The sequence below is a fragment of the Halotia branconii CENA392 genome (assembly GCF_029953635.1).
GTDB lineage: Bacteria > Cyanobacteriota > Cyanobacteriia > Cyanobacteriales > Nostocaceae > Halotia > Halotia branconii.
In genome coordinates this window covers 5,459,523-5,485,494 of record NZ_CP124543.1, presented here as the reverse complement: position 1 = coordinate 5,485,494, position 25,972 = coordinate 5,459,523, and the positions used below count along the sequence as shown (strand labels likewise).

17 protein-coding genes and 1 pseudogene are annotated in these 25,972 nt (G+C 42.3%); 10 read left to right on the top strand and 8 right to left on the bottom strand.

The window, feature by feature from the left end:
* Window positions 1–153 precede the first annotated feature (153 nt).
* From cofH to QI031_RS24070, 4 genes are all read left to right on the top strand, one after another.
* Window positions 154–1,287 (top strand): 7,8-didemethyl-8-hydroxy-5-deazariboflavin synthase subunit CofH, encoded by a 1,134-nt coding sequence (gene cofH, locus QI031_RS24085; RefSeq protein ID WP_281482128.1) that lies wholly within the window; start codon window positions 154–156, stop codon window positions 1,285–1,287.
* A gap of 158 nt (window positions 1,288–1,445) precedes the next feature.
* Window positions 1,446–1,844, top strand: coding sequence for a photosystem II protein Psb27 (psb27, locus tag QI031_RS24080; RefSeq protein WP_281482127.1), 399 nt, complete (start codon window positions 1,446–1,448; stop codon window positions 1,842–1,844).
* A gap of 506 nt (window positions 1,845–2,350) precedes the next feature.
* Complete coding sequence (locus QI031_RS24075; protein ID WP_281482126.1) at window positions 2,351–3,850, top strand: family 10 glycosylhydrolase; 1,500 nt, start codon at window positions 2,351–2,353, stop codon at window positions 3,848–3,850.
* Between the two features lie 158 nt (window positions 3,851–4,008).
* Entirely contained in the window at window positions 4,009–5,208 is a 1,200-nt protein-coding gene (locus QI031_RS24070) for a 4-hydroxy-3-methylbut-2-enyl diphosphate reductase (RefSeq protein ID WP_281482125.1), read from the top strand.
* Window positions 5,209–6,489: 1,281 nt separating this feature from the next.
* Here QI031_RS24070 and QI031_RS24065 read toward each other — a convergent pair.
* Window positions 6,490–6,786 (bottom strand): DUF3288 family protein, encoded by a 297-nt coding sequence (locus tag QI031_RS24065; protein WP_281482124.1) that lies wholly within the window; start codon window positions 6,784–6,786, stop codon window positions 6,490–6,492.
* A gap of 231 nt (window positions 6,787–7,017) precedes the next feature.
* Between QI031_RS24065 and QI031_RS24060 the strand changes: the two genes are divergently transcribed.
* The 5 genes and pseudogenes from QI031_RS24060 to QI031_RS24040 all read left to right on the top strand — a co-directional run.
* Entirely contained in the window at window positions 7,018–9,468 is a 2,451-nt protein-coding gene (locus QI031_RS24060; RefSeq protein WP_281482123.1) for an ATP-dependent Clp protease ATP-binding subunit, read from the top strand.
* A 483-nt stretch (window positions 9,469–9,951) separates the two neighbouring features.
* On the top strand, window positions 9,952–10,224 hold the full coding sequence (locus QI031_RS24055; protein ID WP_281482122.1) for a GlsB/YeaQ/YmgE family stress response membrane protein: 273 nt from the start codon (window positions 9,952–9,954) through the stop codon (window positions 10,222–10,224).
* Window positions 10,225–10,560: 336 nt separating this feature from the next.
* Window positions 10,561–11,535 carry a cysteine synthase A gene (locus tag QI031_RS24050; RefSeq protein ID WP_281482121.1) on the top strand — a complete coding sequence of 325 codons (975 nt, stop codon included), beginning with the start codon at window positions 10,561–10,563 and terminating at the stop codon, window positions 11,533–11,535.
* Window positions 11,536–11,775: 240 nt separating this feature from the next.
* Window positions 11,776–12,099, top strand: a complete 324-nt coding sequence (locus QI031_RS24045; RefSeq protein ID WP_281482120.1) for a (2Fe-2S) ferredoxin domain-containing protein — start codon at window positions 11,776–11,778, stop codon at window positions 12,097–12,099.
* Window positions 12,100–12,254: 155 nt separating this feature from the next.
* A pseudogene (locus QI031_RS24040) lies at window positions 12,255–12,525 on the top strand (DUF5331 domain-containing protein); the annotation flags it as partial.
* 1,275 nt (window positions 12,526–13,800) lie between these two features.
* On the opposite strand, the gene QI031_RS24035 reads toward QI031_RS24040, so the two are convergent.
* The 7 genes from QI031_RS24035 to QI031_RS24005 all read right to left on the bottom strand — a co-directional run bounded on the left by QI031_RS24035 (window position 13,801) and on the right by QI031_RS24005 (window position 24,667).
* The gene (locus QI031_RS24035; protein WP_281482119.1) at window positions 13,801–14,127 is read right to left on the bottom strand and encodes a hypothetical protein; all 327 of its coding nucleotides are present in this window, start codon (window positions 14,125–14,127) and stop codon (window positions 13,801–13,803) included.
* Between the two features lie 127 nt (window positions 14,128–14,254).
* Entirely contained in the window at window positions 14,255–15,214 is a 960-nt protein-coding gene (locus QI031_RS24030; RefSeq protein ID WP_281482118.1) for an orange carotenoid-binding protein, read from the bottom strand.
* Window positions 15,215–15,938: 724 nt separating this feature from the next.
* Complete coding sequence (locus tag QI031_RS24025) at window positions 15,939–20,189, bottom strand: beta strand repeat-containing protein (RefSeq protein WP_281482117.1); 4,251 nt, start codon at window positions 20,187–20,189, stop codon at window positions 15,939–15,941.
* Between the two features lie 79 nt (window positions 20,190–20,268).
* Window positions 20,269–21,381 (bottom strand): TIGR03032 family protein, encoded by a 1,113-nt coding sequence (locus QI031_RS24020; RefSeq protein ID WP_281482116.1) that lies wholly within the window; start codon window positions 21,379–21,381, stop codon window positions 20,269–20,271.
* 111 nt (window positions 21,382–21,492) lie between these two features.
* Complete coding sequence (cysC, locus tag QI031_RS24015; protein WP_281482115.1) at window positions 21,493–22,065, bottom strand: adenylyl-sulfate kinase; 573 nt, start codon at window positions 22,063–22,065, stop codon at window positions 21,493–21,495.
* 337 nt (window positions 22,066–22,402) lie between these two features.
* Complete coding sequence (locus QI031_RS24010; RefSeq protein WP_281482114.1) at window positions 22,403–23,230, bottom strand: SGNH/GDSL hydrolase family protein; 828 nt, start codon at window positions 23,228–23,230, stop codon at window positions 22,403–22,405.
* 75 nt (window positions 23,231–23,305) lie between these two features.
* On the bottom strand, window positions 23,306–24,667 hold the full coding sequence (locus tag QI031_RS24005; RefSeq protein WP_425526040.1) for an ammonium transporter: 1,362 nt from the start codon (window positions 24,665–24,667) through the stop codon (window positions 23,306–23,308).
* 430 nt (window positions 24,668–25,097) lie between these two features.
* Between QI031_RS24005 and QI031_RS24000 the strand changes: the two genes are divergently transcribed.
* Entirely contained in the window at window positions 25,098–25,934 is an 837-nt protein-coding gene (locus QI031_RS24000) for a DUF4351 domain-containing protein (protein WP_281482112.1), read from the top strand.
* The last annotated feature ends 38 nt before the right edge of the window (window positions 25,935–25,972 follow it).

The following is a 25,972-nucleotide window of genomic DNA, read 5'->3' as shown; positions in this document are numbered from 1 at the left end:
TTACTTGTGCCTTTGCACGGCAGTCGCTACAAGTCGGGGAACCCGCCCAACGCGCTGCCTTGCCTTTGCGCCTTTGCGTGAGCTTTTAAAAAGTATTTATGCAAGAAATCTAATGCAAAAATTAAGATAAGTGTTTTATATCTAAGTTAAACTGTGCCTACCATAACTGTTGATCATATTCTTGACCGCGCCCTGATGGGGTACGATTTATCTGCTGCTGAGGGAGTGGTATTGTTAAAACAAACTCAGCCAGAGGCGATCGCTGCAATTCGTGCTACAGCTGATAAACTCCGTCAAGCTCAAGCAGGTGATATTGTCACCTACATTATTAACCGTAATATTAACTTTACTAACATCTGTGAGCAGCATTGTAGTTTTTGTGCTTTCCGCCGGGATGATGGGGATGATGGGGCTTACTGGTTAGATTGGACACAAATTATAGAAAAATCCCAAGATGCAGTTAAGCGTGGTGCAACTGAAATCTGTATGCAAGGAGGATTAAATCCCCAAGCGCAGATTAACGGTAAGTCTTTGTCATATTACCTGAAGTTGGTAGAAACCATCAAACAGGAATTTCCCCAGATACATTTACATGCTTTCTCTCCCCAAGAAGTTCAATTTATCGCCAGAATTGACGGACTTAAGTATGCAGATGTGATTAGTGCTTTACGAGATACTGGTGTTAATTCAATGCCAGGAACAGCAGCAGAAGTATTAGATGATCAAGTCCGACGAGTACTATGTCCAGAGAAGATTGACACAGTTACTTGGTTAGAAATCGTCAGCACAGCTCATAAATTAGGTTTATATACTACTAGCACTATGCTATCAGGGCATATTGAAACCCCAGAACAGCAAATTGGACATTTGGAAAAATTGCGATCACTCCAACAAAATACCATTAATCAAAGATATCCGGCTTCTATTACTGAGTTTATTTTATTACCTTTTGTTGGACAAGAAGCGCCTAAATCCTTACGCCGTAAAGTCGGACGCGATCAACCAGTTTTGACTGATGCACTATTACTAGGGGCTGTAGCACGGATTTTTTTAGGAAATTACATTCCTAACCATCAGCCGAGTTGGGTAAAGCTGGGGTTAACTGGGGCGACGGAAGCTTTAACTTGGGGTTGTAATGATCTTGGTGGCACATTGATGGAAGAACACATTACCACAATGGCAGGTGCTGTTGGTGGTACTTGTATGGAAGTGGAAACTTTGCAAACAGCGATCGCTTCTTTAAAACGACCTTACCAACAAAGAGATACTCTCTATCAAAAAATCTGAACTAAGTATAGTAATCCGTCCTTTATAGAGACACTGAACAGAGAAACAATGCCCCATGCCCCATACCCAATAGTTTTTCATCCTTTCTATATGATCCCCAAGATACCATTCCAGGATAGGATGGACGTTGATTTACGTATTGTTGCAAATTAATGGATATGAAACGCTATTGGTCGCGTCTGCTTGCCCTAGTTTTGGTTTTAGCCATCGGCTTAGTGGGTTGTAATGGCAGTCCGGATAATTTGACAGGAGATTATCGCCAAGACACCTTGGCTGTAGTCAATATCATGAAACAAGCCTTAGAAATACCAGAAGATTCACCAAACAGAGCAGAAATTCAAGCAGAAACACGTCAAAAAATTAATGACTTTTCAGCTCGTTACCAGCGGACTAACTCTGTCTCCGGTCTAAGTTCGTTTACAACTATGCGAACAGCCCTCAATTCTCTAGCAGGACACTACAGTTCTTACCCAAATCGACCCATCCCAGAAAAACTGAAAAATCGTCTACAGCAGGAATTAAGACAGGTAGAAGCGGCACTAAAGCGTGGAGGTTAACTACACACTATCTAATTTTCAGAGTCATCAGTCAAGAGTTAAAAATTTTATACTCTTGACTACTCTGGTAAGTAAAAGGGGCTAATACAGTTCAGCAAAAATAAACTACTACTCTGTCAAGATAATTTTGCTGGGTTAATGTGAAAAAGTCCAGTTCTTTTCTCCCCCTGCTTCCCCTGCTTCCTCTGCCTGCCTCCACCTGTCATTTTTGGGTTGACAGACCACTACCCATTCTGTGTTCATTTTTAATTTTTATTTTTAATTTTGCCTTGCGGTACTAGGAACTAGGGATTAGGAGCTAGAGTGGTATATCTCATCCATATAAAACCGCTACATCAAATAAATTTACTGTTACTTTAAATAAAAAATTAGGCAACAGAAATAGCAGTTTAGGAGTCTCAAAAAAGTAAGCTTCAAACCGCTATTTCTGGAATAAGTTTTTGATACATGTCACTTTCAGTCTTGGAATTGGGGTTGATAATTGATTTGTCTTGTTATTTATGGGTATGTCTAACCGTCCTTTGAACTCTGTAAAATCAAAATTATTTTGTCAACGTCTGTTCGCTGCCATTTTCAGCAGTAGTTTCTTGATTCCTAACTTTGGGAGTCAGCCAGCACAGGCACAAGTAACAAAGTATTGCCAATTATCAACAGCGGCAGTAAAAGCTAAAGAAAACTTACGTTTGTCAGCTTTTAAAGGCAATCAAGATGCTCAAAACCGCTACCAGCAATTAGTACAACAACACGCCCAAGAATTGCAGAGTTGTCGTAGTCGTACCTGGCCACAAACTCAAGCGCTCTGGTTACGCTTATATCCCTGTGATATTCGTCCGGGAACACTCGACTACATTATGGATCGGATTGTTAACCGTGGTTATAACCAAGTTTATTTAGAAGTATTTTATGACGGGCAGGTATTATTACCAGCAGTAGCTAACCCTACGGTTTGGCCTTCAGTAATTCGTACTTCAGGTTCAGAAAATGTTGATCTCCTGGCCATAGCGATTCAAAAAGGACATCAACGTGGTTTAAAAGTCTATTCCTGGATGTTTACTACAAATTTTGGCTATACCTACGCTCAGCGTCAAGATCGAGAAGGAGCGATCGCCCGTAATGGTAAAGGTCAAACAAGCTTATATGTAGTAGATAATGGCTCTCAAGTATTTATTGACCCTTATAATCCCCAAGCAAAACGTGACTACTTCCAGATGGTACAAGAAGTATTACGCCGTCGCCCGGATGGTTTGCTATTTGATTATGTACGTTATCCCAGGCAAGCAGGAAGTGATTCTATAGCCACCAAAGTTTCAGATCTATGGATCTTTAGTCAGTCCACCCAAGAAGCTTTATTTCGCCGGGCACAAAACTACAAAGGACTGGAGTTAATTCGGCGTTTTTTAAGTAAGGGATATGTAACCGCAGGAGATATAGCTCAAGTTGATAAACTTTATCCCCAAGAAGGTGAGCCGATGTGGCAAGGCCGCATTCTACCACCAAGGCAAAAGTCAATTCTTTCTCCTAGAGACAGACAACCACTTTTACAATCGGAATTGTGGTTGCTGGCAGTTGCCCACGCCATGCAAGGTATCTTGGATTTTGTAGCTTTAGCGAGTTACCCAGCTAAACAGCTAAATATTTCATCGGGAGTAGTGTTTTTTCCTGGTGGCAATCAAACAGTAGGACAAGGCTATGATTCACGCTTGCAACCTTGGGATAGGTTTCCTACTGACTTGGAATGGCATCCTATGGCCTATGCAACCTGCAATAACGTGAATTGTATTACAGAACAAGTGCAAAGGGTTTTGAGCATAGCACCATCAAATACCCAAGTAATTCCTGCTTTAGCTGGTAAATGGGGTGGCTCAGTTAGTAATCGTCCATCCCTCGAAGCACAAATGCAAGCCCTACGTAAATTTGCTCCCCAACTGAAGGGAGTGAGCCATTTTGCTTATTCTTGGCAATATCCAGAGAACGATAGCGATCGCAAATTCTGTCGGTTTAAATAAGCAACGGGAAACTTCACATCACACAAACAGGAAGTTACAAACACAAACGTACTCTTTTGTGGCGGTTGTGGCGATCTTTTAGTGGTCTTTTTTCCATGAGCTTCCTTGCAGAAATAGATGAGAAAATGAAAAATAGTGATTTAAATTAAAACATCAATATGGATACAAAAGCTTTTAAGCGCACACTCCAACATTCAGAAAATTACAATCGAAAGGGATTTGGGCATCAAGCAGAAATTGCCACCCAACTGCAATCTGAATATCAAAGTAACTTAATTCAAGAAATTCGCGATCGCAATTACACTTTGCAACAAGGTAATGTCACAATCCGGCTAGCCCAAGCTTTTGGTTTTTGTTGGGGCGTAGAACGTGCTGTGGCCATGGCCTACGAAACTCGCAAGCACTTCCCCACAGAACGCATCTGGATTACCAATGAAATCATTCATAATCCTTCTGTAAATCAAAGAATGCAGGAGATGCAAGTAGGATTTATCCCAGTTGCGACAGGACACAAAGACTTTTCTGTTGTCGAAACTGGTGATGTAGTCGTTTTACCTGCTTTTGGCGCTAGTGTCCAAGAAATGCAGATACTCAACGATAAAGGCTGCAAAATTGTCGATACTACTTGTCCTTGGGTATCTAAAGTTTGGAATACAGTCGAAAAACACAAAAAAGGTGACTACACTTCAATTATTCACGGAAAGTACAAGCACGAAGAAACTGTTGCGACTAGTTCCTTTGCTGGCAAATATTTAATTGTCCTAAACTTGCCAGAAGCAAATTATGTAGCTAACTATATTCTCAATGGTGGAAACCGTGATGAATTTCTGCAAAAATTTGCTAAAGCTTGTTCCCCAGGATTCGACCCAGACAAAGATTTAGAGCGAGTTGGTATTGCTAACCAAACTACAATGCTCAAAGGTGACACTGAACAGATTGGCAAGCTGTTTGAGCATACAATGCTGCAAAAGTATGGGCCTACTGAGTTAAATCAGCACTTCCAAAGTTTTAATACTATCTGTGATGCGACTCAAGAACGACAAGATGCCATGTTGGATTTAGTACAGCATGATATGGATTTGATGATCGTAATTGGTGGGTTTAACTCATCAAATACCACTCAATTGCAACAAATCGCTGCTGAACGTCAACTTCCTTCATATCACATCGACAGTGTAGAGAGAATTAAATCAGAAAAATCTATTGAACATCGGCAATTAAACGGTGATTTAGCGATTACAGATAATTGGTTGCCAAATGGCGAAATTGTTGTGGGTATTACTTCTGGCGCTTCTACACCAGATAAAGTAGTAGAAGATGTAATCAAAAAGATTTTTATACTGAAGGCGATGGTGTGAAAATCTAGGGGAACGGTTCTTTCGCCAATTCCTCTTAATCGCCTCTATGTATCTAAAATTAATGCTTTAAATAGGTTTCATTTTTCAACAATCCAATTAGAACGTAAAAACATTTGTTGTATTTGTAACTATTTGCCAAAACGGCAAGCAGTCAAAAACTAATTTTGATATATTACAAAGATTACCAGGATGTTTTTACTTGCTATATTTTTGGCGGGATTTAAACCCGTCTTTTTTATTATAAATTTTTGGCATTTTGGCAGATTTTAAAAATGTCTATACGATATATTTGTTAAAATTACTAAGATTGAGCATAATTAAAACAATTCGTGCGACATAAATCGCCATTATAATTGTTTTTATGATCTGCTCTTCTTACCAACCTATAAATTTGATTCGTCCTCTTTTAAGAGATTTAAAGGTGTATTGCCACTTTCAAGCTATTTAGACGGGATAAAACCCGTCTTTTATTTTGTCTATCTAGCCGAAGTACTATTGTGATATAGGAAATTATAGTGCTTACAGCAACACTTTGAGCTTCTAGAGTTCTTGATATAAATACCTTTGCCATTTTTTTATAGGTTGGGTTGAACGAAGCAAAACCCAACGTATTTGTTGGGTTTCGTACCTCAACCCAATCTACGAATCAGGGCTTTTTTCACTTTAGCGAAGGTATTGTGATATATGGTTTTTAAATAAATGTATTTAATTATACTGCAATTATTCTTTATCAGCTTTTATTAGATTTAGACACATCCTAAAGGAAGATGACCAATCACTCAAATAATAGGTAAATTAATACGGGATGTTGTTATGCACTGGATTTATAGAAGGGTTTGGCTCACTGCCAAACCTTTTTTTATTTGTACTTAACAAGCCTAAATCCAAAATTTTTATCTATATATAGCAACTAATCGAGTGGCTGCTTTGTTAATAGTGTTTAAAGCTAAAGATTATATATAAAATAGCAAATATAAATCAAATTTCGCACATTTTTTTGTGTTATGACTTACGCATAAGTAACGAAAAAATAAACCGCAGAAAACGTGGAGGAGCAGGGAGTAGTGGTTTGTCAACCCAAAAATGACAGGTGGAGGCAGGCAGGGGAAGCAGGGGAAGCAGGGGGAGAAAAGAACTGGACTTTTTCACATTAACTTTGCAAAGTTGATGTGACAAAGTAGTAGGAAGAAGGATTATATTACAAATTCAAGGTATTCTCTCTCTAATCCCCTCTGCACCCTGCCCCGTTCCCCCTTGCCTCTTCTGCCCCATGCCCAACAATTAATTCCAATCTTGCTCTTCTTTTTTGCCTCGACTTTGATAAATTCCCCCAATACTATGGAGTTGGCGCGTTTTCTCAAAAAGTTCGGCTTCCGTTAAACCCCATTGCTGTAAGACTTTGTCTAAATCTTTTTGAATATCTCTCGCGCCTGGAAAGCCTTGATAGCGAACTCGTAGCCTAGCCAATTCCGCCAAATTATATTCTGTCGGCTGTTGAGCGAGTAAAATATCAATAGAGGGGCGATCGCGGTTGTAAAGTGGATGTTGTTGATCTTTACTTCTGTGCGGTTCAGTCATATTTTATACCTTTGGCTAGGTTGTTAATTCATCCCAAATTCAGAGGTAGAAACTTGTCTATAGCGCCATAATTGAGTCATGACGGCAACCACACCTTAGCTCATACGGCTCTCACCACTGCCAGTCAACTTTAAATAAAGATACATTATTTCTAAGAAAATACAAAAAAGTTTAAATGAGGGTGAACCTTAACTCACCCAAGTCCAAGCAGCAAGGGAGCAATAACCCGCTATGTTTGAACACTTCACTTCCGAAGCAATTAAAGTAATTATGCTAGCTCAGGAGGAAGCCCGTCGTCTAGGACACAACTTTGTAGGAACTGAACAAATTCTCCTGGGATTAATTGGAGAAGGAACTGGGGTTGCTGCTAAAGTGCTGAACGATTTGGGCGTTACTCTCAAAGAAGCACGTCGCGAAGTCGAAAAAATTATCGGTAGAGGTTCTGGTTTTGTACCACCAGAAATTCCTTTTACCCCCAAGGTGAAAAGCCTATTTGAGCAATCATTTAGAGAAGCTAATAGTCTTGGTCACAACTACATCAACACTGAACACTTACTCTTGGGATTGACCGAGGCTGGTGAAGGTGTCGCCGCCAAAGTGCTACAAAATCTAGGGGTTGACCTTAAGAGTGTCCGCACTGCTGTAGTTCGCCGTTTAGGTGATGATGCCACAGTGGTTGTAGGTGGTAACAGCAGCCCAAGACGTACCAAAGCATCAACTACAGAGGAATTTGGCAGAAATCTCACCAATTTAGCCCAAGAAGGTAAACTTGACCCTGTAGTTGGTCGTCAAAAAGAAATTGAGCGCGCTATCCAAATTCTTGGTCGCCGCACCAAGAATAACCCAGTATTGATTGGAGAACCAGGAGTTGGTAAAACTGCGATCGCAGAAGGTCTAGCTCAACGCATTGCTAATCAGGATGTCCCGGAAACTTTGCAAGATAAGCAAGTCATCAGCCTGGATATGGGGTCGTTAGTTTCAGGAACTCGCTTCCGGGGCGACTTTGAAGAACGCATCAAGAAAATCGTGGAAGAAGTCCGTTCGGCGGGCAACATCATCCTAGTAATTGATGAAATTCATACCTTAGTTGGTGCTGGTGGCACAGAAGGCGGCTTAGATGCTGCTAACATCCTTAAACCTGCCTTGGCTAGAGGTGAACTCCAGTGCATCGGTGCTACCACCTTGGATGAATATCGTCAGCACATTGAGCGTGATGCAGCTTTAGAGCGACGTTTCCAACCGATTATGGTTGGTGAACCTTCTGTAGAGGAAACTATCGATATTCTCTACGGTTTGCGTGGAGCTTACGAGCAGCACCACAAAGTAGAAATTTCTGATGCGGCTGTTGTCGCAGCAGCGCAGTTGTCAGATCGTTATATTAGCGATCGCTTTTTACCAGATAAAGCAATCGATTTGATTGATGAAGCTGGTTCTCGCGTTCATTTGCGGAACTCTCAGATTTCTAGCAACAAAGAACTGAAGCGTCAGTTGATTGGTGTTACTAAAGCCAAGCAAGAAGCAGTTAGACTCCAAAATTTCGATAAAGCCGGAGAACTGCGTGACGAAGAATTAAAACTCGAAGCAGATCTGCAAGCCGAACAAACTGAGCAAACTATCAACAAACCTGTTGTTGACGAAGAAGACATTGCTCAAATCGTGGCTTCGTGGACTGGTGTACCAGTTAATAAACTCACTGAATCTGAGTCAGAATTGCTGTTACATCTAGAAGACACATTGCATCAGCGGTTAATTGGCCAAGAACAAGCGGTTACAGCCGTCTCTCGTGCCATTCGTCGTGCCAGAGTTGGCTTAAAGAACCCCAACCGCCCCATTGCCAGCTTTATCTTCTCAGGCCCCACCGGAGTTGGTAAGACAGAATTAGCGAAGGCATTAGCCGCTTACTTCTTTGGTGCTGAAGAAGCGATGATTCGGCTAGATATGTCCGAATACATGGAAAGCCATACTGTCTCCAAGTTGATTGGTTCACCTCCTGGCTACGTCGGATATGACGAAGGCGGACAACTAACCGAAGCTGTGCGACGTAGACCATACACAGTGCTGCTATTCGACGAAATCGAAAAAGCACACCCCGATGTCTTCAACATGTTGCTGCAAATGTTGGATGATGGACACGTCACCGATGCTAAAGGTCGGAAAGTTGACTTTAAGAACACAATGATTATCTTGACTTCCAACATTGGTTCTAAGGTAATTGAAAAAGGTGGCGGCGGTTTAGGCTTCGACTTTGAAACTCAAGCCGATGCTAGTTACAACCGTATTCGTAACCTCGTCAATGAAGAACTTAAAGCTTACTTCCGTCCTGAGTTTCTTAACCGTCTTGATGATATTATCGTCTTCACTCAGCTTTCTAAAGATGAAGTCAAAGAAATTGCTGAGATTATGCTCCGCGATGTCTCTAGCCGCTTGACGGAAAAAGGAATCATCTTAGAAGTTACAGAACGCTTCAAAGAGTTAGTAGTACAAGAAGGCTATAGCCCAAGTTATGGTGCTAGACCATTACGTCGGGCAATTATGCGCTTGTTAGAAGATTCTCTGGCTGAAGCAATGTTGTCAGGGCAAATCATTGATGGCGATACAGCTATTGTTGATGTTGATGATGACAATCAAGTGAGAATACAAAGCTCAGAAAAACGAGAGTTATTGTTAGCTAATGCTGGCTAATATTTCAAATAACTAAATGTATTGAATATTTTTACCCCTGGTAGTAATACTGGGGGACTTTTTTATTGAAAGCAGCGGGAAACTCCATTCCTTCATGGGTAGTTATACCGTTTCACTTTAAAGTTGATACATTTGGGCAAGCAGGGGAGGCAGGGGAAGCAGAGGAGGCAGGGGGAGTAAGAAAAGTAATTTGTATCAATAATTTCGTGAAATGGTATTAAATCAGTGAACACTAAACAGTGATAACTTCTTCCCCTGCCCTATACTTCGGCTAAACTCAGTACAAGTTCCCTTTCCCCTGCCCTATACTTCGGCTAAACTCAGTACAAGTTCCCTATGCCCGAAAACTTCATCTTGCAAGTGGCGTGAAGTTTTTTATTATGTCTTTTGGTTAATCATAATTAATTCTTATGATAGATGTAATTGTTATAGACCGATTGGTAGGATTTATTTTAGTAAAAAACATTTATTCAACTTACAAAAATGAACATTCTTGCTTGGATTGTTTTAGGTCTAATTGCTGGTGCTATTGCTAAGGCTATCTACCCTGGTCATCAAGGTGGTGGGATTCTGGGAACAATTGTATTAGGAATAATTGGCGCTTTCGTTGGTGGTAGTTTGGGTGTACTTTTAAGTACAGGAAGATTTGCATTAGCGGCTGCCAGCCTGAGTATTCCCGGTATTATAGTGGCAGTTATTGGAGCAATTGTCGCTGTGTTCTTGTGGAATTTGATCACCCGCAGTAGTGCCGTGTAAGAATTTAATAAACCGTAGTTAATTAAGAGTAAACTTCAGGGAAATCATTAACTATTATTTATCCCTGGATTAAACTAAAAAGATAGCGCTTACCTAAAAAACAGGTTGGCGCTATTATTTTTGAACCATAAAATCATCAAACTGAGTAGTGCGATCGCTATAATGTTCTATGAATAAATCTAAACGTGAAGTATAAAATTTATCTTGATATACTCTTGTCAAAAGTTGAAAATAGAAATAGGCGATCGCATATTGCTATTTTTGGTAAAACATCTGTAAAACCTGCCACTTTCATAAGTAAAAATTTTTATAGACCAGAACTCAGGTAGATTCAAAATGGATATCAAAGATGGATTTGTCGGCACCATTGGCAACACACCGCTGATTCGTTTAAACAGCTTTAGTGAAGAAACAGGTTGCGAAATCCTTGGCAAAGCAGAATTTCTCAATCCTGGGGGTTCCGTCAAAGACCGCGCTGCACTTTACATCATTGAAGAGGCAGAAAAAAAAGGTTTACTTCAACCCGGTGGCACTGTCGTAGAAGGAACTGCTGGTAATACTGGCATCGGACTGGCGCATATTTGTAATGCCAAAGGCTACAAATGCTTAATTATTATTCCCGATACTCAGTCACAAGAAAAAATAGACGCACTAACTACCCTGGGGGCAGAAGTTCGTCCCGTCCCTGCTGTACCCTATAAAGATCCAAACAACTACGTCAAGCTATCTGGCAGAATAGCTGGCGAAATGGAAAACGCAATTTGGGCAAATCAGTTTGATAATCTAGCTAACCGCCGCGCTCACTATGAAACCACAGGGCCAGAAATTTGGACACAGACAGATGGTAAAATTGATGCATGGACAGCTGCAACAGGTACTGGTGGTACTTTTGCTGGCGTAGCATTCTTCTTAAAAGAACAAAATCCGGCGATTAAATGTGTTGTTGCCGACCCTTTGGGTAGTGGACTTTACAGCTACGTCAAAACAGGTGAAATCAAAACCGAAGGCAATTCCATCACCGAAGGCATTGGTAACAGTCGCGTTACAGCCAATATGGAAGGCACACCTACTGATGATGCCATTCAAATAGATGACACAGAAGCCTTGCGAGTTGTTTACCAACTGCTACGAAAAGATGGGCTATTAATGGGTGGCTCTACAGGTATTAATGTTGGAGCAGCTATTGCTTTAGCAAAGCAATTAGGCCCAGGACATACTATTGTTACTATCTTATGTGACAGTGGTTCTCGGTATCAGTCACGGATATTTAACCGCGAATGGCTGGCTTCAAAAGGACTTTCAGTAGATTAGTAAGCAGGCAGAAAAGCTGAAGAAGCAAGGGAGCAGGGAGCAGGGAGCAGGGAGTAGAGGAGAATAATAATCTCCATGCTCAATGCCCAATGCCCACTTGCCCTGAGCAAAGTTGTTCGACGGAGTCGTTCCCGAAGGATAGGGATGCCCAATGCCTCATGCCCAATGCCCCATGCCCAATGCCCCATGCCCAATGCCCCATGCCCCACGCCCCATGCCCGTATACAGTTCATCTAAAAAATGACTCACATCATTCAACCATCAAACTTCCCAGAAGCAGACCAAATTTCTGCTAAATGTGTGCGTGTTTGCCAAAATCGCACCTGTAAAAAGCAAGGTGCAGTTAAAGTATTAGCAGCTTTTGTGGCTTTGCCAGTCCCTGAGGTGGCGGTAACAGCTAGCAGCTGTTTAGGACAATGTGGTAATGGTCCAATGGTCTTAGTATTACCCGATATGGTCTGGTATAGCGGGGTTCAACCCCAAGAAGTACCTCTATTGGTAGAACAACACTTATTAGGTGGCCAAAGGGTCAAACAGATGCTTTATTATCGGTTTCATCCCTAGTGGTCTGTCAACCCGAAAAAAAGAGCGAAGACAGGTAAAAGAAGAAAAAAATTGGATTTTTTACCATAAACCCAGCCAAGTTTTCTGGGCGAACTACTAGGGATAAAACTACTTAAAACAGGTTTGCACTATCGTTGATTGAAGTGAGGCATCAAATGAATATTCAGCAGCTACGTCAATCTTTGAAACTGAAGTGGCTGAGTTACTACGAGCAAAACCGTTCTTGGCTGACCAAAATACGGGTTTGGGGTACGTATGGTCAACTGAGACGACCATCGTCGGGGTTTATTTTGGCTACTCTTTCTGTCTTAGAGCCACAATTTGAAGAGATACTGCCTTTTATTCTGGATTTAAATAATAATCCCGATGAGATAGTTACAGCTTTAGGTCTTAACTTCAATCCTGACGAAGAGTTAACTTTATTAAAAGTAGAAGATTCTCTGGTTGCGAACCACCTCGAAAGTGAGTTGTCACAGGAGAAACATTCTGAAGGCGAATTACTTACCCTCCTGACTCCTGTTGAGATACAACACTCAGAAAAAATACCCATCGAACTACCAAACAAGCACGAAGCCGTACCAACATTAATAGCTACTACAGAAGCGGCTCACCCACCTACACCTGTGCCATTGGTTGCAGTTGCGACTAAATCTGTTGTCAAGACACCACACTCTGTCAAGTCACCCCCTGGATTTATACGGCAAAATGAAACAGTCCGATATTTGGTGACAAATCCTATTGTTCAAGAACGTCAAGGGCGAACAGGTGAGGCTCGTGAAGCTCTTGCCTCTAAGGGGAAGCAGGCTACGCATAGCATCTTACACACAAGACTCACTAATGCTGCGCCATCGCCTTTGGGACGGTTTCCCTCAGGGACATCCTTGATAATCACCACCGAGGTTTCCAGAAATGGTCAAAAGAGGCAGGGGAGCAGGGGGCAGGGAGCAAGGGAGAAAACTGAAACGGAGCTTGTTACTCCGCCTAAGTTCGAGCGCCCTAGAAGGGCGGGGCTTTATACCCATGTTCCGCCCTGCTCTACGGCTTTGGGCAGGAATTGCTCCCCCTGCTCCCTGCTCCCTGCCCCTCCGCTTCTTGGTAAATATCTGCGACCCTCTGGAAGACTTACTTCAGGAGTATCATTGGCAATTACTACTGATGTTCCCGTTACAGCTAAAACTTTACCGTCGTTGGCATTAACAAACGAGATTCCAAATAACAGCAAAGCTATATCAACACTTACCTTAGCTAAAAAGATGCAAAATAACGCTCAATATATAAACATGCAACCATCAGAAATTTCTCGAAAAGAGAATATGCCTACTACTAATGCTCGAAGTTTAGCTTCTTGGGTAGATGAATTTTGTCAAGGTACTAGATGCGATCGCTAATCAGCTATTTTTACACGATTGACCTATACTAAGGAGTAACGCGATTTTATCAGGTGCTAAAACCTGGGACTTACATAGCTTGTTTCAGGTTGCGATCGCAACTAAAAAGCTAGATTTTATTGAGATATAAGGCTGTAGTTGAAGACTCAACACCAATCTTACTTTTTCGCGTTACTCCCGTCACACTACTTTGTTAACAGCTGAAAACTCGGTTTCTCTTTAACATTTGTTATATAGTGTTATGGAAAGTTGCTACTGCACAAACCGTCAATTTTTTTCGCTCTCTGATGTTTTAGAGGTGTGAAATGAAATTTTACATCTGTGCAAGAGCAGCTATTTTAGTAAGTTTGTCTTTATCTAGACCCTCTAGTTCATCTAAATGCAGCCATCCATCCTTGAGTAAACCAGAAAAGACAAAGATGAGAACAGAATATCTATAGTCGTACTTGCCGTCTATCTCATGTCTTCTGGCACTTAAAAAGTCGTGTAAACGCCAGATATCATCAAGTTCTACAATTTCATTAGCTTGCTGGCGCACAACGGAAATCAAAGTATTAATTTCTCGCTTATAAGCTTTTTCAAAAGCTTCCTGAGCTATCTTTTTCTCTGTGTTTGACCACTGAGCATCATTGACTTGCATTCTCAAACCTTAAAATCATTTAGTCTTTTATTTTACCGGATTGTACTACCTCTTGTATCAAAAGGAAGCACTCTTGTAGCAAGAGCGCTTCCTTTTATCGTTGCAGGTTTACTGAGAGCAAATACCTTTAACGAGCCAAGTTTAATAACTCTTTAGGAGATGCTAACAAATCAATTGCTACAAAGAAAATTTTATTCTCAGAATTGAGTAAAAATCTCCATGCAATGTTCATTCCAACAGAAGCACCGAACCAAGGAGTTTGCACTTTGCCAGTAACTTTGATTTGGGTATAACCATCTTCTACAGATTCAGAAATACCGCGCTCTGGAATTAATTTGAGGTTTTGACACTCTTCCTTGAAAAACCGAAGAATAGCATCTTTCCCAACAATTGGTCTTTGGAAGGGGGGTTGTAGCGCACCGTCTGGAGCGAATAAATTAATTAGTGCCTCAAAGTCATTAGCATTCAAGTTGTTGATGTAACTTAAGACTGTAGGATTGTCAACTCCTTCAATTTTAATTTGAGTCCGCTTTCCTATTTCTTGCGGGGGAGCGACAGGTTCAGATACTCTAGTATATTCACCTAATTGATTTGGATCAAACCCCATCCCCACTACAGCATTGCGTAGAACCGTGATTTGTTGACCTGCATCTAGGTTTCTAATCGCTTGTAATACAGCTGAAGCATTAGCAGAAAGCTGATATGCCTCTGGAATCGGAGCTACAATTCCTTGCTCCATCCATTCTCCAAGCTGATACCAAAAACCAAGTTTGATGTTTACAGACCAAGTAGCATAGGTTCGACAAATCGGAGTGTCAGCGCGGTTTGCTAAATCACACATCACCTGTGATTGATCTTGGAAATTCATCTGTCGAATTTGATTCATGGTTATTTCTGCAAACTGCATGTTGGCTGCTCCGGGGGCAGCAATAGTAATTTGTTTACCCATTTCTAAGTAAGCAAACCAAATCAGTGCTAATTGATCTTCAGCATTTAGTTGAGTAAACCTAGCAATTGTAGCTGGCACGACATCAGCGGCTAGCGTATTAGGGAAAATACCGCGAGCTGAATCAATGGTAAATGGCATAAATCTATCCTGTTATATTTGCAATCAGCTAGAAATCGAATTTTCTCAATGAGAAGAAATTGAGATTTCATATCTTTAGAATACAGATATATGCACTTAACAAACCAAGTAATTATCAAAAAAAGTATTCTTTAGTATTTTATATATATCTTATAGTAATTCATAATGAATACATCGATTATTATCCTTGCTTTTCAAGCTAAAGACTATTTTGAGCAGTATTTTTATCTGAAAAAATTATCTAAACTAGGACTTACGTACTGTACAAAAAAACATCTTGTGTGTCAACATAAATAAGTTATTTTAGGCTTTTGTCAATCACTTTTGATTGGGTGCGTAGGCGTAGCCCGCACTTCGATAAAGCTCAGTGACCACCGCAGATATCGCTTTTTTCATCTATTTCTGCAAGGAAGCTCACACTGACTCTATCGGGTTCAGTATTTTAACTCTCTTCGTAGACCGATGGAAAAAAGACGACTAGGGTCGCCAGGAGGGAAACAGCTATTGAGTAAGAAAATCAAGTAAGCAACAGCTTTTTTACAAATGGCTGTCAATCGCTTATAGCAAAGGTCTGAGGCAGCCATTACCGCGAAACTTCCTTGCTCGGTCGCGGTTGCTCCTCGTAATTAAACAAATGCTGCTTAACACTCACACACTTTGATAAATAATCGGATTAGTCAAGTTGCTTGGCTCTAATCCAAAATTATTAATTCAATGAAATTGATTAGACGCTAATAAAATCAGAAACAGTTAGGGTAGTAGTCTTAATTCCCGTTAGCGTTGCCAAGATTTCAGGGGTAGAAGTCACTAGAATATTGTTGCCACGAAAACTCAGTTGACCGAAAGTTAAGCCACCAGACAATCCAATCAAGTCAGTACCTATGCAGAAGTCGGTAATAATATCAGTACCTTCTTTTGAGGCAAGGATAAATTTATCTTTGCCATTGCCACCTATGAGGATGTCGTTACCCTTACCACCAAAGATGGTATCTTTACCATTGCCACCTGTGAGGATGTCATTACCCTTACCGCCACAGATGGTGTCGTTGCCATTGCCACCACAGATTTTGTCATCACCTGGGGTGCCAGAGATAGTATCGTTTCGGTTAGTGCCAGTGATTTTAGCACCAACAGCGATCGCCACGGTGGCAGTATCAGTCAGGCTACCATCGCTGATGGTGTAGTTGAACTTAGCATTGCCACTCAACCCATTCAGTGGGGTAAAGACAATAAAATCATCTGCTAAGTTGTCTGGAGTGCCGTTATCATTCAACACCGCAGTACCGTTAGTTACACCGCTTACACCAGTAATGCTGAGGTTACTGCTATCAATGTCAGTATCATTAGCCAGCAGAGTACTAGCTTGAATACTTACCGCAGTATTGAAACCAGTAGTCAAATTATCATTAACGGCAATGGGTGCATCATCAACAGGCTTGATGTTGAGGTTAAAAGTACCGATGGTGTTACCGCCATTGCCGTCGCTGACAGTGAAGTTGAAGCTGTCAGTGCCGTTGAAGTTGGCATTGGGGATGTAGGTGAAGAAGTCGTCGCTGGCGTTGCCTGACGTGCTGTTGTCGTTAAATGTGAGTGTGCCGTTAGTGGGGTTAGTGAAGTCACTAATAGTTAAAGTATCGCCATCGATATCTGTATATCTACGTAGGATATTGCTAGCAAGGATATTAACGGCAGTATCTTCGTTAGTGGTAGCCGCAGTCGCAAAGCCAAACACCACGTAGCTCTCTCTTGCATCAGGTCGTCCGTTTTCATCGGCCTTGAATGCCCCGATAATCAGGTCGTCAATACCGTCGCCGTTAATATCTCCTGCACTGCTGACGGAGCGACCTGAGTAGTCACGCGCATCAATACCGTTAATCACAAAACCATTGCTGCCATCGAGAGATGAAAGATCGAAGCTGGCACTAAAGCCGCTACTGCTGCCAAACACCACGTAGCTCTCTCCTGCACGAACCAGACTGTTGGGGGAGGCCTCTGGTGCGCCGATAATCACGTCATCAATGCCGTCACCGTTGATATCCCCTGCACTGCTGACAAAGATGCCTGATCTATCACCCCTATCAATACCGTTAATCACAAAGCCATTGCTGCCATCGAGAGATGAAAGGTCGAAGCTGGCACTAAAGCCGCTACTTCTGCCAAACACCACGTAACTCTCCCCTGCACTAGGCTGTGCGTAGGCGTAGGGGTTGTCACCTCTTGTCCCGATAATTAGGTCGTCAATGCCGTCGCCGTTAATATCCCCGGCACTGCTGACGGAAATGCCGGAGTAGTCATATGCATTAACGCCATTAATCACAAAGCCATTGCTGCCATCGAGAGATGAAACATCGAGGCTAGCTTCAAAACCACTGCTGCTGCCAAACACCACGTAGCTCTCTCCTGCACGAAACTGTTTATTGGCTCCGGCATCTCTTGCCCCGATGATCAGGTCATCGATGCCATCGCCATTAATATCTCCCGCACTGCTAACGGAGCTACCTAAGCGGTCATCTGCATTAATGCCGTTAATTACAAAGCCGTTACTACCATTAAGGGACGAGAGATTAAAACTAGCTCTAAAACCACTGCTGCTACCAAACACCACGTAACTATCCTTGGTACCGAATGTCCCGATAATTAGGTCATCGATGCCATCGCCATTAATATCTCCCGCACTGCTGACAGAGGAGCCTGAATAGTCAAGGAAATCAATGCCGTTAATTACAAAGCCGTTACTGCCATCAAGAGATGAAAGGTCTAAACTAGCACCAAAGCCACTGCTGCTGCCAAACACTACGTAACTCTGTCCTGTGAAGTTGGCACCGAATGCCCCAATAATTACATCGTCAATACCATCGCCGTTGATATCCCCCGCACTGCTGACAGAGAAGCCTGAATAGTCATATGCATCAATGCCGTTAATCACAAAGCCATTACTGCCATCGAGAGATGAAACGTCGAGGTTGGCTCCAAAGGCACTGCTGCCAAATACTACGTAGCTTGACCCTGCATAAGTCTGTCCGTTGGGGTCAACACCTGATACCCCTATAATCAGGTCATCGAAGCCGTCGCCGTTAATGTCCCCTGCATTGCTGGTGGAGAAGCCCGCACTATTGGCATAGAAAATTGAGAAATTTATATCAATGTCGTTAATAACAAAGCCATTGCTGCCGTTGAGAGACGAGAGGTTGAAAAATGAAGTAACCTTGGGTGCATCATTCACTCCGTTAATGGTCAAGTTGACGCTTGCTGTATTAGTCAAGCTGCCATTGCTGGTGGTGTATGTAAAACTATCAGTGCCGTTTTGACCGACAGCCACAAAGTCAAATGAAGCATTCGGCTCGTAAGTCAAGCTGCCATTAGCATTGAGGGTAACTAAAGCACCAGAACTCAGGGTAATGGCAGTGCCAATAACAACTTGCCTACCATCAATAGCTGTCACCGTTAGGGAGTTGGTGTCGTTGGCTAAGACATCTATATTAACGGCAGTGTCTTCATCGGTAGTAGCAGTATCGTTAACCGCAATAGGAGGTTTATTAGTAGGCGTAGGAGATGCGAAGCCAAAGACTATGTAGCTTGATCCTGCACTAGACTGACCGTTGGGGTCGGCACCGAATGCCCCGATAATCAGGTCGTCGAAGCCGTCGCCATTAATATCACCCGCACTGCTGACAGAATTGCCTGAGAAGTCATATGCATTAATGCCATTAATTACAAAGCCGTTGCTGCCATCAAAAGATGAAAGGTTTAAGCCAGCACCAAAACCACTGGTGCTGCCAAACACTACGTAGCTTGACCCTGCAAATCTCTGACCGTTGGGGGATGCACTTGATGCCCCGATAATCAAGTCATCGATGCCGTCACCGTTGACATCCCCCGCACCGGAGCCGCCGCCGTTAATTACAAAGCCGTTACTGCCATCAAGAGATGAAAGGTCAAGGCTGGCACTAAAGCCACTACTGCTGCCAAACACCACGTAGCTTGACCCTGCACCTGGTGCCCCTATAATCAGGTCGTCGAAGCCGTCGCCGTTGATATCCCCGGCATTACTGACAGATCTGCCTAAGTTGTCATCTCTATTAATGCCGTTAATTACAAAGCCATTACTGCCATCGAGAGATGAAAGATCAAGGCTGGCACTAAAGCCGCTACTGCTGCCAAACACCACGTAGCTCTTACCTGCTCTAGACTGTCCGTTGGCCTCGGCCTCGTAGTCCCCGATAATTACATCGTCAATGCCGTCACCGTTAATGTCCCCCGCACTACTGACGGAGCTTAATAGGCTACGAGGGTTAATCACAAAGCCGTTGCTACCATCTAGGGTTGATAAGTTGAAGTTGGCAGCAAAACCACTAGTGCTACCAAACACTACGTAGCTCGGCGATCCAAAATTATCTGTCCCGATAATTAGGTCGTCGATGCCGTCACCGTTAATATCTCCCGCACTGCTAACGGAGGTGCCTGAGCGGTCAAATATATTACCGTTAATCACAAAGCCATTGCTGCCATCCAGTAACGAGAGATCAAGGCTGGCTGCAAAACCACTGCTGGTACCAAAGATTACATAGCTTGACCCTGCACCTCGTTGTCCGTTGGGGGATGCACCTGGTGCCCCTATAATCAGGTCGTCGAAGCCGTCGCTGTTGATGTCTCCCGCACTGCTGACAGAGGCACCTAATAAGTCATCTGCATTAATGCCGTTAATTACAAAGCCATTGCTACCATCGAGTTCTGAAAGGTCGAGACTGGCTGCAAAGACACTGCCACTACCAAACACTACGTAGCTTGACCCTGCACGATCTTGACCGTTGGGGTCGGCACCTGTTGCGCCGATAATCACATCATCAATGCCGTCACCGTTGATGTCCCCTGCACTGCTGACAGAATTGCCTGAGTAGTCACGCGCATTAATACCGTTAATTACAATGCCGTTGCTGCCATTAAGCTCAGATAAATTCAAAACTGCATTAGCCATTGTTGTTGATCTCCTTTGTTAGTTGTCAGTAGTCAGTGGTCAGTTGTTAGTTGTTTTTGCTAGTGAAATTTCACATCTGTTATCCCATCGTCACCATCCGTCGAATTTCATCACTCTTAAAACCGATCGCCATTGGACGACGCACCCCAGCTAGTGCCACCACGTCGTATAATTCCAGTACTGCACCCTCCATTCGCAGAGAATGCACAATATCTCTACTCCGCAGGTCAATCACCAGTAGCCCACAGCGAGGTTCAGCGTTTTTTTGTTGCAATCTTTCATCTAAAGGCAACCCACTAAAAGTCTTGTTGTGCCTCGGTTGAGAAATCCCCACTACCGCAAAGTCGCCATGAAAAGCTAATCCACGCATATATCCCGGACAAAAAGCTACAGGTTCAAAGCTGCCTCGTTCCAAGTCTAGGTAGCCAAAATCTCCTGTGCCAGAGTTGAGTAACCACAACTTGCCTTGATACCATCGAGGCGAATGGGGCATGGAAAGTCCCCTAATTACTACCTCGTTACTCTCAAAATCAATTACACAACCACCATCAACCCGCCTGTCCCGCCATCCTTCTGCTACATCTGACTGACTCACAGCAGTCACATATCTGGGTTGACCATCTCGGATGGCTAACCCGTTGAGATGACACCTATCTTCTGCTGCCAATTTACTAATAAATGGCGGTTGCCACAGGGGAACAAAACTATGGGTTGGACTAACTCTGGCTAAACAGCTAAATAGGGTATTGACAAATATTAAATTCTCTGAGTCTTTATTTATTTGAGAATTACTCAGGGCGATATCGTGGATGTCTAAGTCTCCGGTCACATAACTTACCTGGGGCAAATAAACAGCATCATAGTTATTGTGGACTTGTCCTGGTTGTAGGGTGTTTTCAAAACGCCACAGTTGATATAAAGAACTCATATATAAGCTGCTACCACAGGCATACAAACCCATACAGCGCTCAAAGGTGCGCTCGAATACAGATAATTTGCCGCTTGGTTGCAAGCCGATAAAAAATAATTTACCTGCTTGGTAGGTGGTAAATGCCAGACTGAGATTTTGCTCGAACAGCCAGGGGGTGAACTGGCGGGAAGCGTTGATTTCTAAGGAAGGAACCGCAGCATTGCCCGATGCAGATACTGAGTGTCGATCGCTTGGGGTACGTGAAGAGTCCAGCAAGGTCACTATTTGGCTAGTTTTTCTCAGTATTTACCCTACAACATCTTTGCTGCTCAAATATATAATATTTGTCAAATTTTAGACTGAGACATCTAACTCAGGTACTAAGCCAATAGCTCAATCATTTGAAATACTCTGTTTTTGCCCATTATCAGCAGGGCTGCAAATATATCCCCATTCTTCTAAAACTTGTATAACCTTGGTAATGCTTGATTCAATACTTTCGTATTGAGTATGACAAATAATTTCTGGATTTAAAGGTTCTTCATAAGGGCTATCAATTCCTGTAAAGTCTTTGATTTTTCCAGCTTTTGCTAATGCATATAGCCCTTTGACATCCCGTTGAGAGCAAGTTTCTAATGATGCCTTAACATAAACTTCTATAAAATTCTGTGACATTTGTCGAACTTCTTCTCGAATTTCTCTGTAAGGACTAATTGCGGCGACAATTGCAATCACCTGATTCCGGCTCAGTAGATTGGCGACAAATCCAATCCGCCGGACGTTTGTATCTCTATCTTGTTTGCTAAATCCTAATTCTTGACAAAGGTGAGTGCGAACCACATCGCCATCTAAAATTTCTACACGATAACCTCTTGCCTTCAACACCAATGCTACGCCTTTTGAGATTGTGGTCTTACCTGCGCCAGATAATCCTGTAAACCACAAGGTAAATCCAGAATAATTCATAATGTTCGCCAAAATTAACTCTTGATTTGTGTAAACTTTAAGGCAATTTTTGGCGCGTTTGCGACTTCACCGATGAAGTCGCAAACCCCCGACCGGGCAAGAACAGTTAACAGCATTGGCTACCAGAACTTTTGACAAATCAGGCTTTGCAGTAAGTTCAAGAATTTTGTTGCTTAATTTTTGCTTAGTTTGTGTAAAAAACCATAAATAAACTTTGTATAGTTAAGGACAAGCATCACTAGAAATCTATGTCAAGCGATCGCCTCTCCAACACAATATGGTTTTTTTGCTGCATGAGGGAACTCCAAAAAATAAATTATTTGGAACTCCCCAATCATTAATTCTTCCTAGATGACAATTCCTTATTGCTATACATCTGCAATGCAGTACGCCAAACTATATAACCTGCGGGACTCAGGTGTAGTCCGTCAGTAGTAAAATCACGACGGAGATTACCTTGTTGGTTAGCAAAAAGAGGATACAAATCAAGATATTTAACGCCTCTTCTGGCAGTTATCCCTTGTAATTGTTGATTTAATTGACGAATCCGACTATTACTAATAGCTAGGAGTTTCTCTCGTCCTTCCCAGGTAGCTGATTCTGCCCCATGCGGCAAAATTGACTGGACGACAATTTGTGTGTTGGGATGCATTCTTCGTAAGTAACTTATAATTTGCCGTTGATTATCTAAAATGACCTCATCACTTATCCCCCGAATCAGGTCATTAATCCCAATCATCACAAAAATCACCTCTGGTTGGGTGGAGTCAAATAAACTTAATCTTTTTAATAGACCTTCGCTAATTTCACCAGAAATTGCTTGATTGAGCCAATTTCTATCTTCAGGTAATAACTCAGCAGGAAACCAAAGACTCAGAGAATCACCCGCTAATATACTTAAGTGCTGGGGGCGATTTTGGGCGGCGACTTTAGCTTCTTGCTGGAGAATTTCTAACCACTGTTTATAACTGAGTTTATGGCGGGGGCCTAACTCTGGTACGACAGCTTGGGGTTGGCTAACTTGAGCCAAAGAAGCTGTATTGCTATAAAAAGCGGTCAATCTTTGCCGTTGCCAAATTAGCAAAATGACCGCCAACATTAATATGCCGTTGGTTAACAGCGAGAAAAAAGCCCAGACAGGAAAGATTTTTGCAGAAGTAGACACGACTAGCAAAATTTACCAATGATTTGACTCAGATTTTAATTCGCTAGCGCTCAGAAGTCACACTATCTGAGGGAATTACTCGGAAACATTAATGCGATCGCTAAACTCTGAGTTATAACCTTCTTCTCCATGTTCGTTGATATCTAAGCCTTGAAACTCTGCTTCTTCCTTAACTCGTAAACCAACTGTAGCATCAATTATCTTGAGGATAATCCAAGTCCCAATAGCTGCGATCGCATAAGCAACAGTAATCGCTGTCAGTTCCACCCCTAATTCACCAAAATTACCACGCAATACACCGTCCTTACCTGCTGAGTTGACTTCAGCAGTAGCAAAGATTGCCGTTAAAATTGCACCCACTGTACCACCCACCCCATGTACAGGATAGGTATCTAAAGCATCGTCAACATTCAGCTTGTGCTTGAAGCTGACAGCATAAAAGCAAACAAAAGCAGTAATAAAACCAATTAAAATCGCTGACAAAGGTACAACAAAACCAGCTGCTGGGGTGATACCGACTAAACCAGCAACGGCTCCTGTAGCGGCTCCTACGGCGGTTGGCTTACCGCGTAAAACTCCTTCTAAAATTAGCCACATTAATGCACCCGCTGCCGCCGCAGTATTAGTGGCCACAAATGCTGTTGTAGCTACATTTGTGACCAAATTACCAGAAGTTCCACTAGCAACAGATAAGGCACTACCAGCGTTAAAACCAAACCAACCAAACCACAGCAAACCAGCGCCTAACAACACAAAAGGAACGCTGTGAGGGGGGCTGAGGCGATCAGGATGAGTTTTTCGCGGGCCGAGGACGATCGCAGCTACCAGGGCAGAAACTCCAGAGCTAATGTGAACTACTGTACCACCTGCAAAATCAAGAGCGCCCAAACCACCGTACAAACCCAAAAATCCACCTTTTGCCCATACCATGTGAGCTAGGGGGGTATAAATAAAGGTTGACCACAACAACACAAACAAGCAATAGGCACGGAAGCTCATACGCTCGGCGATCGCTCCAGAAATTAAGGCTGGGGTGATAATGGCAAACATGGCTTGATAAATCATGTATGCCTGATGGGGAATTGTGGGAGCATAAGAAACAACTTCGACTGGATTTGAGCCTTGGAGATAACCTGTTGTCTCAAGCCCCACACGATGCAAACCCAGCCACTGCAATCCCCCAATAAACGGTAAACCTGGAGCAAAAGAAAGGCTATAACCCCAGAGAACCCAGGTAACTCCCACAATCGCCATGAGTACAAAACTCATCATTAACGTGTTGAGGACATTGCGCGATCGCACAAACCCCCCATAGAAAAACGCCAATCCTGGTGTCATTAACAAAACGAGTGCTGACGAAATCAGCATAAATGTTGTATCTCCCGTATCTGCAACAGGCAGAGTATTAGCTGATGTTTGGGCAAAAGCATTGCCCATTAGCGGTACTCCCAACAGCAATAGGGTAATAGTTCCAATCGTGACAACTTTCTTCAACACTTAGTTTTTGTCCCTTTTTCCCCGCAGTCCGAGGATTTTGTATACTCATATACATTTGATTACTTTTTACTATTTGTTTTTGTTTTGAAAGTTACTCAACTTTGATTTTTTGAAAAAGGTTAATGAAAATATAATCTTGACACTCTGCCTTTATTTTAGAGCGCGAAGCGTTAAAATATTTTCACCCTTAAAGGTCTAGAAAGCTAGAAAGATAAGGAATCTATTACAACCACAATTAAGAGTTTTATCTATGTGTTGGGTGACGACACCATAAACTATTCCACCGCCGTCAAAGGCTATATTTAATACTTGGATTGTGCGTTCTCAAGAGCGATCGCCCTGCATAAACATCAATACAATAAATCTCTAGATGGCAGAATACGACAACCTGTGTAAAATCCTCGCTGAAAAACATCCCCGTGATTTTATTCGCTGGTTACTCCATCAAGAACCACGCCAAATTAAAATATTAAAAACCGAATTGAGCATCGAACCAATTCGTGCTGATTCTGTAACGTTCTTGCAAACAGAAAATCGGATTTTACACCTAGAATTTCAAACTACAGTTAAATCCAAAACTCCCATTGGACTGCGAATGCTAGATTATTACGTCAGATTAACACGTCAATATCAAGTTCCAGTGACGCAGGTAATGATATTCTTACAACCAACTAGTGATGAAATTGCCTTTACCACAGAATATGTCAGCGAAGTCACAACTCATCGTTATCAAGTTATCAGAATGTGGGAGCAAGATTCGGTACTATTTCTGAATAATTTGGGGTTATTACCGTTAGCACCATTAACAAGAACAGATTCTGCACCAGCGTTATTATCGCAAGTAGCAACAGAAATTGCTAAAATTCCAGATATTGAGACTAGACAGAATACGGCTACATATACAGAAATATTAGCAGGGTTGAAGTTTGAACAAGATTTGATTCTGCAATTATTACGGGAGGAAACTATGCAAGAATCAGTGATTTATCAATATATTTTGCAGAAAGGTGAGCAAAACGGCGAACAAAAAGAAGCACTGCAATTTTGTCTGCTTTTACTTGATGAACGTTTTGGTGAAATTGATGCGTCGATTATTGAGCGATTGCAGGTTTTAAATAAAGAAAGTTTAGAAGCATTGGGTAGAGCTATTTTAAAATTCTCGTCACTATCTGATTTAGTTACTTGGTTAAACCAGCAAGAAGTTTGACTTGGGCAAATTAGTTGGCTTCATATCCCCGATATTTT